This is a genomic window from Nonomuraea sp. NPDC050328, from assembly GCF_044459405.1.
Taxonomy (GTDB): domain Bacteria; phylum Actinomycetota; class Actinomycetes; order Streptosporangiales; family Streptosporangiaceae; genus Nonomuraea.
Window position 1 is genome coordinate 713,429 of the sequence record NZ_JBITIW010000003.1, and the last position, 15,030, is coordinate 728,458.

Below are 15,030 nucleotides of genomic sequence, written 5' to 3' on the forward strand. Positions count from 1 at the left end.
GGCGTCAGAAGGTGAAGCCGCCGGGGCGGTGGTTGCGGTCGGCGATGAGGCCGGCGAGGGTGGCCAGGGCGATCTCGGCCGGGGTGCGGGAGCCGATGTTGAGGCCGATGGGGCGGTGGACGCGGGCGATGTCCGCCTCCGGGACGCCCAGGGCGGTGAGGGCGGCGACGTGGGGGGCGGGGTGGCGGGGGCTGCCCATGATGCCGATCCAGCGGGCCCGGCTCTGGAGGAGGTCGCGCAGGACGGGGCCGATCTCGGGGCGGTGGTGGTCGGTCAGCACGACGTCCGCACCGGTCAGCTCGGGAAGGACCTTCAGGGCCGGGACTCCGGAGAGCCCTGGACCCGGCGCGGCAGATGAAGGTGCCGCAGGAGCCAGCGCACTAGAAGAAGGTGCCGCGGCAGACAGCGCACCAGAAGAAGGTGCCGCGGCAGACGGCGCACCAGAAGGAGGTGCCGCGGCGGGGTCGTACAGGTGGGTCTCGTAGTCCAGGTCGGCGGCGAAGCGCAGCAGGCAGTCGGCCACCGGTGAGGCGAAGACCGCGACGAGCACCCGCCGCCCGGGCGCGCCGGCCGAGCCCGTCCCGTGGGCGAGGTCGCAGGTCACGCCGTCGTCGTGCGAATGCGTCATGCCCGCAGACTACGCTGCACGCTGTGACGCACAAGGTCCTGGTCGTGGAGGACGAGGAGATCACCGCGGAGGCCAATCGCGTCTACGTGGGCCGGGTCCCGGGGTTCGAGGTGGTCGGGGTGGCCCGGACGGGCGCGGAGGCGCTGCGCTTCCTGGGCGGGCACCGGGTGGATCTGGTGCTGCTGGATCTGTACCTGCCGGACATGCACGGGCTGGAGGTGTGCCGCTCGATCCGGGCGGCGGGGCTGGCGTGCGACGTGATCGCGGTGACCTCGGCGCGGGATCTGGCGATGGTGCGCTCGGCGGTGTCGGCCGGGATCGCCCAGTACCTGCTCAAGCCGTTCACCTTCGCGACGCTGCGCGAGAAGCTGACCCGGTACGCGGCCTTCCGGGCGAGCGAGGGGCAGGCGGCCGGGCAGGGCGAGGTGGACCGGGCGCTGGCCGCCCTCAGCGGAGGCGCGGCGGCGGCGCTGCCCAAGGGGATGACGCAGGAGACGCTCGACGCCGTGGTGGCACTGCTCCGCCGTACACCGGAGGGGGTGTCCGCGCAGGAGGCCGGGGCCGCGCTCGGGGTGTCGCGGGTGACCGCGCGCCGGTATCTGGAGCACCTGCTGGAGACGGGGGTGGCCCGCCGGGCCCCGCAGTACGGCGGGCCGGGGCGGCCCGAGCTGCGCTACCGCCCGGTGAGCCCGGAAGCCCCGGAGAGTCGGCCGTGAACAGGACCGCGAGTCAGGCACGGACCGCACACGGAGTCAGGCGGAGATAGCACGGAGAGTTAACGGGCAGTTCAGCCCGTCCACCCGGCGAGGTCGGATTGCGTGGCTAGGTTCCTTGACACTTCGAGGAAACCGTAGGGAGTCACGTTGCGAGTCCTGGCCGTCATTCCAGCCCGTGGAGGTTCGGCGGGCATCCCCCTGAAGAACCTGGCGACGGTGGGCGGCCTGCCGCTCGTGACCAGGGCTATCAGGGCCTGTCTGCACGCCGGTCTGATCGACGAGGTCGTCGTCAGCACCGATCACGAGGAGATCGCCCGGGTGGCCCGCGAGGCCGGGGCCACCGTCGTCGAGCGTCCGGCGGAGCTGAGCGGCGCGACCGCCTCCAGCGAGTCGGCGCTGCTGCACGCGCTCGACGCCCGCGGCCAGGAGCCGGAGGTCGTGCTGCTGGTCCAGTGCACCAGCGCCTTCATCGACCCGGCCGACCTGGACGAGGGCGTGCGCCGGGTGCTGGAGGGCGAGGCCGACGTGGTCTTCTCCGGCACGCCGACGCACGAGTTCCTGTGGACCGTGGCCGGCGCGGGCGTCAACCACGACCCGTCGGTGCGGCTGCCGCGCCAGCAGCGCGAGCCGCACTACCGCGAGACCGGCGCCTTCTACGTCATGCGTACGGCGGGCCTGCGCGAGCACGGTCACCGCTTCTTCGGCGAGGTCGTCGTGCAGCCGGTCCCGGCCGGGCACGCGGTCGAGGTGGACGAGCCGGCCGACCTGGAGATCGTGCGCGCCCTGGCCCCGTTCGTGGACCACCCCGAGCCGATCGACGTGGACGCGGTGATCACCGACTTCGACGGCGTGCACACCGACGACCGCGCCTACGTCGACTCCGAGGGCCGCGAGATGGTCCTGGTCAGCCGCTCGGACGGGATGGGCGTCTCGCTGCTGCGCCGCGCCGGGGTGAAGGTGCTGGTCATGTCGACCGAGCAGAACCCGGTGGTCAGCGCCCGCGCCCGCAAGCTGGGCGTGCCGGTGCTGCAGGGCCTGACCGACAAGCGCACGGTGCTGCGCGACTGGCTGGCGATCGAGGGCCTGGACCCGGCGCGGGTGGCCTACGTCGGCAACGACGTCAACGACCTGGGCCCGATGGCGCTGGTCGGCTGGCCGGTGGCCACGCCCGACGCGCATCCGCGGGTGCGGGCGACCGCGCGCGTGGTGCTGTCCACCCCGGGCGGCTCGGGAGCCGTACGCGAGCTGTGCGACCGGATCCTGGCCGCGCGGCCGGAGCCGGAGCCCGAGGCCGCGCCGGCTCCGGCGCGCACCCGCCGGCTCGGGCCGGTGGCGATCGGCGACGTGCTGGTCGGCGAGGGCCAGCCGGTGTACGTGATCGCCGAGATCGGCATCAACCACAACGGCGACGTCGAGATCGCCAAGCAACTGATCGACGTGGCGGCCGAGGCCGGCTGCCAGGCGGTGAAGTTCCAGAAGCGCACCCCGGAGATCTGCGTCCCGGTCGAGCAGCGCGACCAGATCCGCCAGACGCCGTGGGGCGAGATGACCTACCTGGAGTACAAGATCCGCACCGAGTTCGGGGCGGACGAGTACCGGGAGATCGCCGCGCACTCTTACAAGCGCGGCCTGCAGTGGTTCGCCTCGCCGTGGGACGTGCCCAGCGTGCACTTCCTGGAGGAGATGGAGGTCGAGGTGCACAAGGTCGCCTCGGCCAGCGTCGCCGACCACGAGCTGCTGCGCGCGCTGGCCGCGACCGGCAAGCCGATCATCCTGTCCACCGGCATGTCGACGCTCAGCGAGATCGACCAGGCGGTCGAGATCCTCGGCGGCAACCCGCTGGTCCTGATGCACGCGACCAGCACCTACCCGCTGCCGCCCGAGGAGGCGAACCTGCGGGCGATCACCACGCTGCGCGAGCGGTACGGCCTGCCGGTCGGCTACTCCGGGCACGAGCGCGGCCTGCAGATCTCGCTGGCCGCGGTGACGCTCGGCGCGGTGACGGTGGAGCGGCACATCACCCTCGACCGCACGATGTGGGGCAGCGACCACGCCGCCTCGCTGGAGCCGACCGGGCTGGAGCACCTGGTGCGCGACATCCGGGTGATCGAGCAGGCGATGGGCGACGGCATCAAGCGCGTCTTCCCGGGCGAGGAGGCCCCGAAGGCCCGGCTGCGCCGTATCACCGTCTGATGGCGCCGACGCTCTCGGTGATCGTCCCCATCCGCGACGGCGAGCGCTTCATCGAGGACGCGCTCGCCTCGCTGGCCCGCAACAGCCGGCCCGACTTCGAGGTGCTCGTGGTCGACGACGGCTCGGTGGACGCCACCCCGGAGATCCTCGCCGAGTCGGACCTGCCCGGGCTGAGCGTGCTGCGGCACGAGCGGCCCAAGGGCCTGGCCGACGCGCGCAACGCCGGGCTGGAGGCCGCCTCCGGGCGGCTGGTGACCTTCATGGACGGCGACGACTGGCTGGCGCCGGGCTACCTGGCCAGGCTGGTCGCCGCGATCGACGGGCTGGACTGCGACTTCGTGCGGACCGACCACGTGCAGGCCGAGGGGCGCAAGCGGGTGCTGCACCGCGCGCCGCTGACGGTGCGCGGGCGGGTCCTGAACCCGGCCGAGCACATCATGCCCGCGCACGTCCGGACGATGGTCGACTATCCCTACGCCTGGGCCGGGATCTACAAGCGCTCGCTGGGCGACCTGCTGCGCTTCCCCGGCTCGCTGCACACCGCCGAGGACCGGCCGTGGATCTGGCGGCTGCACCGCGAGGCCGCCTCCTTCGCGGCGGTCTCGCTGGCCGGGGTCTTCTACCGCCGGCAGGTGGCCGGCTCGCTCACCCAGGTGGGCGACGAGCGGCAACTGCACTTCTTCGACGCCTTCGAGCTGGTCTTCAAGGAGGTGGAGGAGGCGTACCTGCCCAAGGCGGTGCGCAACTTCTGCGCCCTGCTGGCCCACCACCTGGAGCTGTCGGAGCGGCTCACGCCGGAGCTGCGCGCCGCCTTCGCCGAGCGCGGCGCCGAGCTGGTGCGGCGGCTGCCGGGCGAGGTGGTCTCCGCCTCGGTCGCCGGGATGACCGCCGAGCGCGAGGCGATCCTGCGCGGGCTGGTGCCCGAGCTCGTGCCCGCCGGCCGGCGGGTGCGCCGGGAGAGGGAGGATCTGGCATGACGACCGTCTTCTACGCCTCGACCCTGTACGGGGCGATGACGCTGGCGGCGGCGCAGGACGCCGGGCTGCTGCCCGCGGCCGGGCGGCGGGTGCTCATCGTCTCGACCAACGCGGCCATCCCCGAGGTGGCCGTCCCGCTCGACCAGGCGCCGGGCTTCGCCGTGCTGCGCGAGCGCTTCGACGAGATCGTCTCCTGGAACGAGCTGATCGCGCCGCTGCATCCGGCCGACTGGCGGGCCCGGGTCATCGAGGTGCCGATGCTGGAGCGGCTGCTCGCCTCGCATCTGCGGCTCGACCAGGTCGAGGAGCTGGTGCTGGAGTCGATCGCGGTCACCCCGGCGCGGACCATCGCGGGGCTGATCCGCGACTGCCCGATCACCGTCTACGCCGACGGGCTGATGAGTTACGGACCGACGCGCGATCCGCTGTCGGCCGAGATCCACCGGCGGATCAGCCGGCTGCTCCACCTCGACCTGGTGCCGGGGCTGGTGCCGTTGCTGCTCACCGAGTACGGCGTGCCTGCCGTACCGGTGCCGGGGGCGGCCTTCGAGGCGGTCGTCGAGCAGGTCGCGCGGACCGCGCCGGACATGCTGGCGGCGGACGCCATGATCCTCGGGCAGTACCTGTCCGCGCTCGACCTGCTGACCCTGGAGGAGGAGGCGGAGCTGCACGCCGGGCTGCTGCGCGGGGTGGCGGCGCTCGGGCACTCCACCGTGGTCTTCAAGCCGCACCCGGCGGCCGGGCGGCGGCCCACGCAGCTCCTGCGGCAGGCGGCCGAGGAGATCGGGGTGCGGCTGCACGTGGCCGGCGGGGCGGTGCCGGCCGAGGCGTGCTTCACCGCGCTGCGGCCCAAGCTGGTGGCGGGGTGCTTCTCCACCGGGCTGGCCACCGCGCGCACCTTCTACGGGCTGCCGGTGGCCACCCTCGGCACCGAGCTGGTGCTGGAGCGGCTGCGGCCCTACGAGAACAGCAACCGGGTCCCGGCCACGCTCGCCGACGCGTGGCTGCCGCGGCTCACCCCCGAGGGGGTGCTCGCCGGCCCGCCGGAGCTCGACCTGGCGCGGCTGGTGCGGGCGGTGGGGTACTGCATGCAGCCGGAGAACCTGCCCGGGCTGCGGGAGGACGCCGCGGCCTGGGTCGAGCGGCACGGGAGCGCGCGCTACTTCAAGAAGCAGCGCCTGGAGGCGGTGGGCCTGCTGCCCGAGGCCGAGCGGCCGGGCACGCTGGCCCGGATCCGCCGCCGGCTGGCCCGCACCCTATGACCGCCGCTCCGGCGGCGGCCAGGCCTGCCGCATCGGGTACGGCGGAGGCACCGCCTGCTGCTGCGGGTAGGCGGGCTGGGGCGGGACTGGCTGCGGAGGGACGGGCTGCGGAGGGACGGGCTGCGGAGGGACAGGCTGGGGAGGGAAGGGCCGTGGAGGGGCCGGGCGGGGGACCTGGCGGCGGGCGTCCCACTCCACGCGCCGGAAGACGACCGTGGCCAGCGCGTCCTCCGGCACCGCGACGGGCCTGGCCACCGGGGGGACCCGCCGGGCCGCAGTGAGCAGCGCGACGACGAGCGCGAGCCCCGCCGCCCCCGCGGTGAGCACGAACCCGAGGCTGAACCCGGACGTCAGCGCCTCGTCCAGCACGGCGGTCCCCGGCTCGGTGCGCGGATGCGCCGCCACCCACTCGCCGAACTCGTCCTTAGACCGCGTCGCCGCCAGCGAGGCGAAGGCCGCCAGCCCGAGCGAGCCGCCGATCTGCTGCGCCGTCCCCAGGACGCCCGAGGCCAGTCCCGCGTCCCGCTCGGCCACCTCGGTCATCGCCGACAACGTGTTGGCGACCAGCGCGAAGCCGACACCCACCGACAGCCCGACCATCGCCGGGAAGAGCGCGGCCCAGTAGCCGGAGTCCGGCTCCAGCCGCCCCAGCCACAGCCCGGCCAGCGCGGCGAAGGCGCCGCCCGCCGCGACCAGGACGGCCAGCGGCACCCGGGTGACCAGCCTCCGGGCCACCAGCCCGATGACCAGCGTGCCGACGCCGATGGGCATGGCCGCCCAACCGGCTTCGAGCGCCCCGTAGCCCAGGACGTCCTGGATGAAGCGGGTCAGGAAGAAGAAGGCGGGATACAGGCAGGCGAACAAGAGCCCCGCGATGAGGTACGCCCCGGCTCTGGTGCGGTGCCGCCACAGGGCCAGCGGCATGGCCGGTTCCCCGCCGAGCCGCTCCACCTGCCGCTCGACCAGGACGAACACCGCCAGCAGGCCGGCCGCCGCGGCGAGCACCACCAGGGTGGGGCCGTCGTCCCAGCCGTGCTCGGCCGGGCGGCTCAGGCCGTACGCCAGGGTGACCAGGCCGGCGGTGCCCAGCAGGACGCCGGGCAGGTCGAGCCGGCGCGGCGAGCGGGCCGGGACCGGCACGCACAGCGGCGCGAGCACCAGCACGAGCAGCCCGATCGGCACGTTGACCAGCATCACCCAGCGCCAGGACAGGAACTCGGTGAGCAGGCCGCCGGACAGCAGCCCGAGCGCGACCCCCACCCCGGACAGCGCCCCGTACACGGCCAGCGCGCGATGCCGCGCGGGTCCTTCTGGGTAGGCGCTGTGCAGCAGCGACAGCGCCGACGGCGAGGTGAGCGCGGCGCCGACGCCCTGGAGCGCCCGGGCGGCGATCAGCGGGCCGGGCTCGTCGACCAGGCCGCCGAGCAGCGAGGCGAGGGTGAAGACGGCCACGCCGGCCAGGAAGGTGCGGCGGCGGCCGAGCAGGTCGCCCAGCCGCCCGCCGAGCAGCAGCAGGCCGCCGTAGGGCAGCGTGTAGGCGGTGGTGACCCAGGCCAGGTCGGCCGGGTCGAAGCCCAGGCCCTGCTGGATGGAGGGCAGCGCGACGTTCACGATGGTGACGTCGAGCACCAGGATGAGCTGGGCGACGCAGATCACCGGCAGCGCCCACGCTCCGGCGGGTCGGGTGCGCATCACCGCACCGCCGCGCGGGCCGCGTCCCGGCGGGGCTTGCCGCTGGTGGTGACCGGGACGCCGCCGCGCTTGACGGTGACGACCTTGAGCTCCAGGCCGTGCCGCTCCCAGACGGCCGGGGCGGGGTCGGGGCCGTCGGCCATCTCGACGACCGCGACGACCTGGTGCTCGCCGGCGAAGACGGCCGCGCGGACGTGGTCGCCGCAGACCTCGGCGATGGTGCGTTCCACGTCGTGGGCGTGGTGGACGCGGCCGTCGCGCAGGAAGGAGTCCTCGACGCGGCCCAGCACGTACAGCTCGCCGTCGTGGAAGGCGCCCAGGTCGCCGGTGGGCAGCGGCCCGTGCCTGGGTGGCTCGTTCCAGTAGCCGGGGGTGACGGCCGGGCCGTCGATGACGATCTCCCCGATCTCGCCCGGCTCCAGCGGCCGGCCGGTGACCGGGTCGGCGATCTGCACGGTGGTGCCGGGCAGCACCCGGCCCGAGCCGCGCACGCGCCGGCCGCGTCCGGGCGCCAGGCGGCCCCAGGCCAGGGCGGCGGTGTCGGCCTCCAGGACGGCGCGGCCTCCGCCGGAGACCATGAAGGCCCCCTCGGCCAGGCCGTACGAGGGGAAGAGCGCGTCCGGGGAGATCCCGGTGGCGGCGAGGAAGCGGTCGAGGTCGTCGGCGTACAGCGGCTCGGCCCCGACCAGGACGACGCGCAGCCCGCTCAGGTCCAGCCCGGCGCGCTGCTCGGGTGTGGTCTTGCGCAGCGCCATCCGCAGGCCGAAGCCCGGCGTGGCGGTGCAGGTCGCGCCCAGGTCGGCCAGCAGCCGCAGCCACTCCTGAGGCCGCCGGACGAAGGCCAGCGGCTGCATCATCCAGCAGTCGTAGCCGGCGTACATCGGCATGAGCAACTGGGCGCCCAGGCCCATGTCATGGAAGAGCGGCAGCCAGGCCACCATGCGGTCGTGCGGGCCGGCTCCCGACAGCTCGGTGATCTGCGCGAGGTTGGCGAAGGCCCCGCCGTGGGTGATCGCGACGCCGCGGGGAGCTCCCGTCGTCCCCGCGGTGTACTGCAGGTAGGCCACCGCCTCCGGGTCGGCGGGTAACGGCTCGAACGGCAGGTCGGGCAGCTGGTCGGTGGCCAGAGCGCCTTCGACGAGCGGGGCGAGCCCGCTGGTGGTGAGCACGAGGCGCGGGTCGCAGTCGAGCGCGACGGCCTCGAAGCGCTCGCTGAGCGCCCCGCCGGCCGGGGGCGGCACCGGGACCGGCAGCACGCCGGCGTACAGGCAGCCGAAGAAGGCGTCGGCGAAGTCGGGGCCGGTGTCGTAGGCGAGCAGCACCCGGTCGCCGGGCGCGGCCAGCCCTCGCAGCGCCGCGGCGACCGCCTGGGCGCGCTGGTCGAGCTGGGCGTGCGTGACGGCGATGAGGTGCTGGTCGTCGAGCACGTAGACGTGCGGCGCGACGTCGGGCAGGGTGGCGGCGCGCAGGCGCAGCAGGGCGGTGAGAGTCCCCGGGTGGGAGCCCGGCGGGGCCGCCGGGGCGATCTCTGGCGAGATTTGCGTCACGCGGGGAGGCTGGCACGGGGGACTTGTAAGTGATTGGGAAGTGGTTGCAAAGCGTCACGCCAGGGCGCGGCGCAGCTTGCGCTTGGCGCGGTAGCCGGCGCGCAGCAGCCGCGGCGGCACCTCGACGCGCAGCCGGGCCCGGCGGCGGGCGGCGGCGTGCTCGGGCCCGTCGAGCAGGGAGCGCGAGCGCATCCGCGGCCCGGCGGCCAGCGCGGTGAGCAGGCCCACCCAGTCGCTGTCGCGCTGGAAGTAGTTGGCCTCGCACCAGGCCGGATCGGGATCGCGGAAGCGCCCCGCGGCCAGCTCGGCCAGGGAGCCGAGCACCCCGCTGCCCTCGAAGACCAGGTTGATCATCTCGGCGCTGACCCCGAAGTCGTCCAGCACCAGCAGGGGCACCTCGCGGGCGATCGCCTCCAGCGCCGCGGTCGAGCTCACCGTGACGAACCCCGCCGCGCGGTCCAGATGCTCCTGCATGGAGCCGGCCTCGAAGCTCAGCCGCCCGGGCTCACCCAGGTCGCGCCAGAGACGGGGGTAGGGGTGGCGCTCGTTGTGCGTCTGGCGCTCGCCCTCCAGCGCGCGGAGCTTGACCACGACGTCCAGGTCGGGCCGGGCCTCCGCCAGCTCGGCCAGGGCCAGCAGGATCCGCTCGCGCTGCTCGCGCGGGCCGGGCACCTTGGCCTGCGTGGCGAAGACCACGCGCCGCCGCTCCCCCGCCGCCTGCGGCCGGCCCGGCGTGGGGGCCGTGCGCAGGAAGGGCAGCCGGGCCAGGCCGACCGCGCCGCCGCCGCCGAGCTGCCGGGACAGCGCCTCGAACTCGGCCACCTCGCGTGCGCTGTGCGCCACGAACAGGTCGCAGCCGCTGCGGTAGAGCCAGGCCTTCTCGGTCGCCGGCACCGCGATCCCCGGCAGGCCGGTGACGAACACCGGGCGGGGCCGCAGCCCGGCCAGCACCGAGGAGACCAGCACGTCGACAACCGGGCCGGTGCAGGCCACCACGATGGCGTCGGGGCGCAGCCGCTCCGCCGTACGCCGCAGGGCCCGGGCGGACAGGACGCCCGCGAGCGGGCGGGCGCCCGCGGCGGCGGCGATCTGCTGGGCGGAGGGCACGATCGGGGTGCGGACGACGGCGAGCTCGGCGTGGCAGCCGGCGGGCAGATCGTCCAGGAGGCAGGCCGCCCACTTCAGGTAGGAGTCGGAATCGGCGACGGCCAGGATCTTCACGGTCGGGCGGCTCTTCCTGAGAGGCCGGAGGCCGGGCCCCCGGAGAGGGTGAGATGGTCGCGCAGGTCGGGTGCGGCGCGGCTGGTCCACCAGTCGTCGGGGACCTCGACCGGCTCGACGGCGACGCCGCGCGGGCTCAGCAGGACGCGCAGCGAGCTGATCGCGGTGGAGGGCAGGCTGAGCACGCGCTGCTCGGCGCCCAGACCTCGCAGGCTGAGCTCGGCGGGCATGCCGGGCTCGTGCACGGTGATGCCGGGCCGCTCGCGCAGCAGCGCCAGGTCGGTCGGGTCCTCGCGGCGGTGCGGGAAGTAGGCGACGGGCTCGTCGGCCGCCAGCGCGGTGATCCAGCCGAGGTAGCGGTCGCGGTGGACCAGGCCGTTGCGGACCAGCGAGGTGCCGAGCACGACGGTGCGCTGCGGCGGTCCAGGCCGGTCGAGCGGCTGCGCCCGCAGCCAGGCGAAGTCGTGGCTGATCACGTCGAACCCCGCGGATCGTACGGCTTCCGCCAGCCGCTCCTCCACCGGCAGCGCGGTGAACACCGTCACCCGGCGCTTGCCGGCGTGCAGCCGCAGCCCGGCGGCCAGCCCCAGCGCACGGCGGGCCACGCCCGGCGTCGCGCGGGCTCGGACCAGCGGCCGGCCGGGACCCGCGGCCAGCAGCTCCAGCAGCCGGATGGTCGCCAGCCCGTCGTCCACGATCACCACCGGCCGCCACGAGGTCAGCCAGCGCACCTGCACGCGGCCGGAGAAGGCGTCGCCCACCGCCCCCAGGCGGCTGGGCATACGTTCGCGCGGCTCGGCCACCTCCACCCCCAGAGGCAGGCCGAGCCGCGCGAGCTCGGCGCGGGTGGCGCGCAGGGCGCGCACGCCCGCCCGCGGCACGATCACCGTCGTGGGCCCGAGCAGGCCGGCGTGGTGGGCTTCCACCGCGCAAATCATCTGGAGTGGCGATTCCACCCAGGCCGGCCACACGCTATGGGCCTCCCTCTCCTCACGGAACCGCACGGGCGATCCCGCGGGCCGACGACCGTGGCCCGACACTAACCCGGCCCTCTGACGCCATCGGTAACGCAGGGTGAACAATGAGATGCATGAACTCACTGCTGCTCAACACCGACGGCGTCCAGATTCCGCAGCTCGGCTACGGCGTCTGGCAGGTGCCCGACGAGGACGCCGAGCGGGCGGTCGGGCTGGCCCTGGAGGCGGGCTACCGCAGCATCGACACCGCGCGGCTGTACAACAACGAGGAGGGCGTCGGCCGGGCCGTGCGCAACTCCGGGCTGCCGCGCGAGAAGCTCTTCATCACCACCAAGCTCTGGAACGACGACCACGGCCGGGTGGCGGAGGCGTTCGAGGAGAGCATGGCGCGGCTCGGCCTCGACCAGCTCGACCTGTTCCTGATCCACTGGCCCGCGCCCAAGCAGGACCTCTACGTCCAGGCGTGGAAGGAGCTCGAGCGGCTGTACCACGACGGCCGGGTGCGCGCCATCGGCGTCTCCAACTTCACCGTCAAGAACCTCCAGCGGCTGATGGACGAGACGCAGATCGTGCCCTCGATCAACCAGATCGAGCTGCACCCCAACCTGCCGCAGACCGAGCTGCGCGCCTTCCACGAGGCCAACGGCATCCTGACCGAGGCGTGGAGCCCGCTCGGCCAGGGCCGGGGGCTGCTGGAGGAGCGGGCGCTGGCCACGCTGGGCGAGAAGCACGGGCGCACGCCCGCCCAGATCGTGCTGCGCTGGCACATCCAGCTCGGCAACGTGGTGATCCCCAAGTCGGTCACCCCGTCGCGGATCAAGGAGAACATCGACGTCTTCGACTTCATCCTGGACGCCGAGGACATGGCCGCGATCGGCGCGCTGAACAACGGCAAGCGCCTGGGTCCCGACCCGGCCGAATTCGGCTGATCCCGGCCGTTGCGTTCCCCCGGTCCCGGGCCGGGGGAACGCCGTCGGCAAAGGTAAAGTCAGGGGCTGGCGGAGGGTCCGAAAAAGATCTACTCATGGGGGTCCGGCGAACCGGCCGATTCCCCGATCGCCCTGCCCACAGGGGTTTTCCGTAGATCGGCGGCTATTGATCTACAGCCGATTTTACTGCCCGGACATTTACAGATTTGTAATCTCCTTGCCGCGTGTATTACCTTTTGGTCACTCCCGGCAAACGAACGGCCATCCGTTCCTTGCCTTGACCGACCACCTCTCACAGGCCCCCGCCTGTGACCGCTGAATCCGCCACCGTGCGGAACCGGGGACCCAAAAGTCTCACTGGGGTGAATCGGCGCCGACCCCGCCAGGGGCGCGCCGTAGGGCAGCTTCACGTCCGAACCCGTCAGCTAACCCGGTAAGCGGCATGAAGCAAGGAGTGTCCTTTCCCTCATGGCAAAACACCGTCGCGTGCGTCCTTCCAAGGCCCAGCTCGTCTCCGCCGGTCTCGGCGCCGCCCTCTTCGCGGCCACCGGATTCGGCGCCCACGTCGCACACGCTGACACCGTCAAGCCCGAGATCGGCGGCGTCCCCGAGGTCGCCGCACTCGCCTTCAACGCCCCCAAGGAAGCACCCGCCGCGCCCGCCGCGGCACCCAAGGCCGCCATGCCGGCCAAGCCGTCCCTCACCAAGGTCCTCGGCCTCGCCCGTCAGCAGATCGGCGTGAGCGAGAACTCCAGTGGCGGAGGCACCAAGTTCCAGAACTGGTACGCCGCCTCCAAGCGCGCCCAGGAGACCATCAAGCGTGACGGCGGCTCCACCAAGGCCTACCTGAACGCCGCCTGGTGCTCGATGTTCGTGTCCTGGGTCGGTGAGCACACCGGCGCCCGCAGCTCCGTTGGCTGGGACGCCTACACCGTGACCCACGCCAAGTGGTTCAAGAACAACAACCGCTGGGGCACCACGCCCAAGCCCGGCGCGGTCGTCTTCTTCTCCTGGTCCGGCAGCAAGAGCCTGGACGGCATCGCCCACGTGGGCTTCGTCGAGAAGGACAACGGCAACGGCACGATCACCACGATCGAGGGCAACACCGGCAACGGCAAGGTCGAGCAGCGTGTCCGGCCGAAGTCCCAGGTCGTCGGCTACGGCTACCCCGAGTACGGCAAGTAGGAGCTCGCGGCCCGTCCCCCGGGCCGCCTCCACTTCCCGGTGACCACCGCAGAAGCGCCCGCCCCTCCCAGGGGCACCCCCTCCCCAAGAGACGCCCGCCCCTCCCCAGGGGCGGGCGTTTCTTGCGTGTTTCGCGACACCCAGTATGGGAGCGCTCCCAGCATCCCCTCCGTCCCCTTCATGCCGACATATCCGTTTAAGAAACCAGAAAACGCTCTCTCGGTCACGGTTGTGTTTCAGCCCGTTGACGAGCGAGCCCACCATGGCCACTCTTCATGGGAGCGCTCCCAAGCCTCACCCCCGAATCCCCCACGGGCGCACACGAAAGAGGACCTCATGACCATCAGCAAGCGCCGCGGCGCGGTCGCGGCCCTGGCCGCCATGGCGCTGGTCTCCTGCGGCTCGAACGGCACCACCACCCCCGCGGCCACCGGCGGCGCCGGCTCCCCCGCCGCGCAGGCCGAGCCGATCACCATCCGCGTGCAGACCTTCGGCGGCGGCGCCAACTTCGGCTACAAGACCGCGGTCGAGAAGTGGAACGCCGAGCACAAGGACATCCAGATCAAGCACGAGAACCTCACCGACCAGTTCGAGCAGCAGTACTGGCCCCAGATGATCCAGTGGCTGCAGGCCGGCAGCGGCGCGGGCGACGTGGTGGGCATCGACGAGGGCGGCATGGGCCTGGCGAAGGCCAACAGCGCCTGGTGGGCCGACCTGAAGGAGTTCGGGCTCGACAAGCGCCAGGCCGACTTCCCCGCCTGGAAGTGGGAGAACGGCGTCGCCGGCGACGGCAAGGTCTTCGCCCTCGGCACCGACATCGGCGGCATGAGCCTCTGCTACCGCAAGGATCTGTTCAAGAAGGCCGGCCTGCCCTCCGAGCGCGACGAGGTCAGCGCCCTGTGGCCGACCTGGGACGAGTTCATGAAGGTGGGCCAGCAGTTCCAGGCCAAGGTGCCCGACACGAAGTTCACCGACGGCACCAACACCCTCTACCAGGTGCTGCTCTACCAGGAGGCGGCCAAGAACGGCAACGTCACCTACTTCGACAAGGACAACAACCTGATCGTCGACAAGAACCCGGCGGTCAGGACGGCGTTCGACTTCGCCCAGAAGATGAGCCAGGGGGGCCTGACCGCCAAGCTGCGCAACTTCACCGACGAGTGGGCGACCGGCACCCAGAAGGGCTCCTTCGCCACCCTCGGCTGCCCCTCCTGGATGCTCGGCGTGGTCCAGGGCAACGCCGGTGACGCCGGCAAGGGCAAGTGGGACGTCGCCGCGGTCCCGGGCGGCGGCGGCAACTGGGGCGGCTCCTGGCTCGCGGTGCCCAAGCAGAGCAAGCACCCGAAGGAGGCCGCGCAGGTCGCCGACTACCTGACCAGCGCCGCCGTCCAGGCCGACGTCTTCGCCGAGTTCGGCAACATGCCGAGCAACACCAAGGCCCAGGCCGACCCGAAGGTGCAGGGCGCCAAGAGCGAGTTCTTCGACAACGCGCCCTCCGGCGAGATCTTCGCCAAGTCCGCCGCCTCGCTCCAGCCGGTCTTCCTCGGCGTCAAGCACGCCCAGGTCAAGAACGCCATCGAGTCGGTCATCCAGGGCATGGACGACGGCTCCGTGCCGCACGACAAGGCCTGGCAGCAGCTGGTGGACGACGCGGTGAAGGCCGCGGGCTGACCTAGATCCCGGACTCCGGTACGGCGGCGCGG

12 protein-coding genes and 1 riboswitch are annotated in these 15,030 nt (G+C 73.1%); of the genes, 7 read left to right on the top strand and 5 right to left on the bottom strand.

Annotation, left to right across the window (positions count from 1 at the left end; translation table 11 throughout):
- Positions 1-4: 4 nt before the first annotated feature.
- The gene (locus ACIBG7_RS14780; protein ID WP_397336493.1) at positions 5-628 is read right to left on the bottom strand and encodes an XdhC family protein; all 624 of its coding nucleotides are present in this window, start codon (positions 626-628) and stop codon (positions 5-7) included.
- Positions 629-651: 23 nt separating this feature from the next.
- Between ACIBG7_RS14780 and ACIBG7_RS14785 the strand changes: the two genes are divergently transcribed.
- The 4 genes from ACIBG7_RS14785 (at position 652) to ACIBG7_RS14800 (ending at position 5,776) form a co-directional block, all read left to right on the top strand.
- Complete coding sequence (locus ACIBG7_RS14785) at positions 652-1,344, top strand: response regulator (RefSeq protein WP_357931092.1); 693 nt, start codon at positions 652-654, stop codon at positions 1,342-1,344.
- Positions 1,345-1,491: 147 nt separating this feature from the next.
- Positions 1,492-3,537: an N-acetylneuraminate synthase family protein gene (locus ACIBG7_RS14790; RefSeq protein ID WP_397336494.1), complete on the top strand. Its 2,046-nt coding sequence runs from the start codon at positions 1,492-1,494 to the stop codon at positions 3,535-3,537.
- Positions 3,537-4,514, top strand: a complete 978-nt coding sequence (locus ACIBG7_RS14795; protein ID WP_357931098.1) for a glycosyltransferase family 2 protein — start codon at positions 3,537-3,539, stop codon at positions 4,512-4,514. The genes ACIBG7_RS14790 and ACIBG7_RS14795 overlap by 1 nt, the downstream gene beginning before the upstream one ends.
- On the top strand, positions 4,511-5,776 hold the full coding sequence (locus ACIBG7_RS14800) for a polysialyltransferase family glycosyltransferase (RefSeq protein WP_397336495.1): 1,266 nt from the start codon (positions 4,511-4,513) through the stop codon (positions 5,774-5,776). The genes ACIBG7_RS14795 and ACIBG7_RS14800 overlap by 4 nt, the downstream gene beginning before the upstream one ends.
- Here ACIBG7_RS14800 and ACIBG7_RS14805 read toward each other — a convergent pair.
- From ACIBG7_RS14805 to ACIBG7_RS14820, 4 genes are read right to left on the bottom strand one after another with little or no spacing between them, the layout of a single operon-like run.
- The gene (locus tag ACIBG7_RS14805; RefSeq protein WP_397336496.1) at positions 5,771-7,468 is read right to left on the bottom strand and encodes an MFS transporter; all 1,698 of its coding nucleotides are present in this window, start codon (positions 7,466-7,468) and stop codon (positions 5,771-5,773) included. The genes ACIBG7_RS14800 and ACIBG7_RS14805 overlap by 6 nt on opposite strands.
- Positions 7,468-9,015: an AMP-binding protein gene (locus ACIBG7_RS14810; RefSeq protein WP_397336497.1), complete on the bottom strand. Its 1,548-nt coding sequence runs from the start codon at positions 9,013-9,015 to the stop codon at positions 7,468-7,470. Before ACIBG7_RS14810 ends, ACIBG7_RS14805 begins: the two co-directional genes overlap by 1 nt.
- A 54-nt stretch (positions 9,016-9,069) precedes the next feature.
- A complete protein-coding gene (locus tag ACIBG7_RS14815) occupies positions 9,070-10,236 on the bottom strand; it encodes a DUF6716 putative glycosyltransferase (protein WP_357931108.1) in 1,167 nt (388 codons plus the stop codon).
- A complete protein-coding gene (locus tag ACIBG7_RS14820; protein WP_397336498.1) occupies positions 10,233-11,162 on the bottom strand; it encodes a hypothetical protein in 930 nt (309 codons plus the stop codon). Before ACIBG7_RS14820 ends, ACIBG7_RS14815 begins: the two co-directional genes overlap by 4 nt.
- Positions 11,163-11,326: 164 nt before the next feature.
- Here ACIBG7_RS14820 and ACIBG7_RS14825 point away from each other — a divergent pair, with 164 nt between their 5' ends.
- The 3 genes from ACIBG7_RS14825 (at position 11,327) to ACIBG7_RS14835 (ending at position 14,998) form a co-directional block, all read left to right on the top strand.
- Complete coding sequence (locus tag ACIBG7_RS14825; RefSeq protein WP_357931112.1) at positions 11,327-12,142, top strand: aldo/keto reductase; 816 nt, start codon at positions 11,327-11,329, stop codon at positions 12,140-12,142.
- A 303-nt stretch (positions 12,143-12,445) separates the two neighbouring features.
- Positions 12,446-12,599: riboswitch (cyclic di-AMP (ydaO/yuaA leader) on the top strand.
- 11 nt (positions 12,600-12,610) lie between these two features.
- The gene (locus tag ACIBG7_RS14830; protein WP_357931114.1) at positions 12,611-13,327 is read left to right on the top strand and encodes a CHAP domain-containing protein; all 717 of its coding nucleotides are present in this window, start codon (positions 12,611-12,613) and stop codon (positions 13,325-13,327) included.
- 336 nt (positions 13,328-13,663) lie between these two features.
- Positions 13,664-14,998 (top strand): ABC transporter substrate-binding protein, encoded by a 1,335-nt coding sequence (locus ACIBG7_RS14835; protein ID WP_357931117.1) that lies wholly within the window; start codon positions 13,664-13,666, stop codon positions 14,996-14,998.
- Positions 14,999-15,030: the final 32 nt, after the last annotated feature.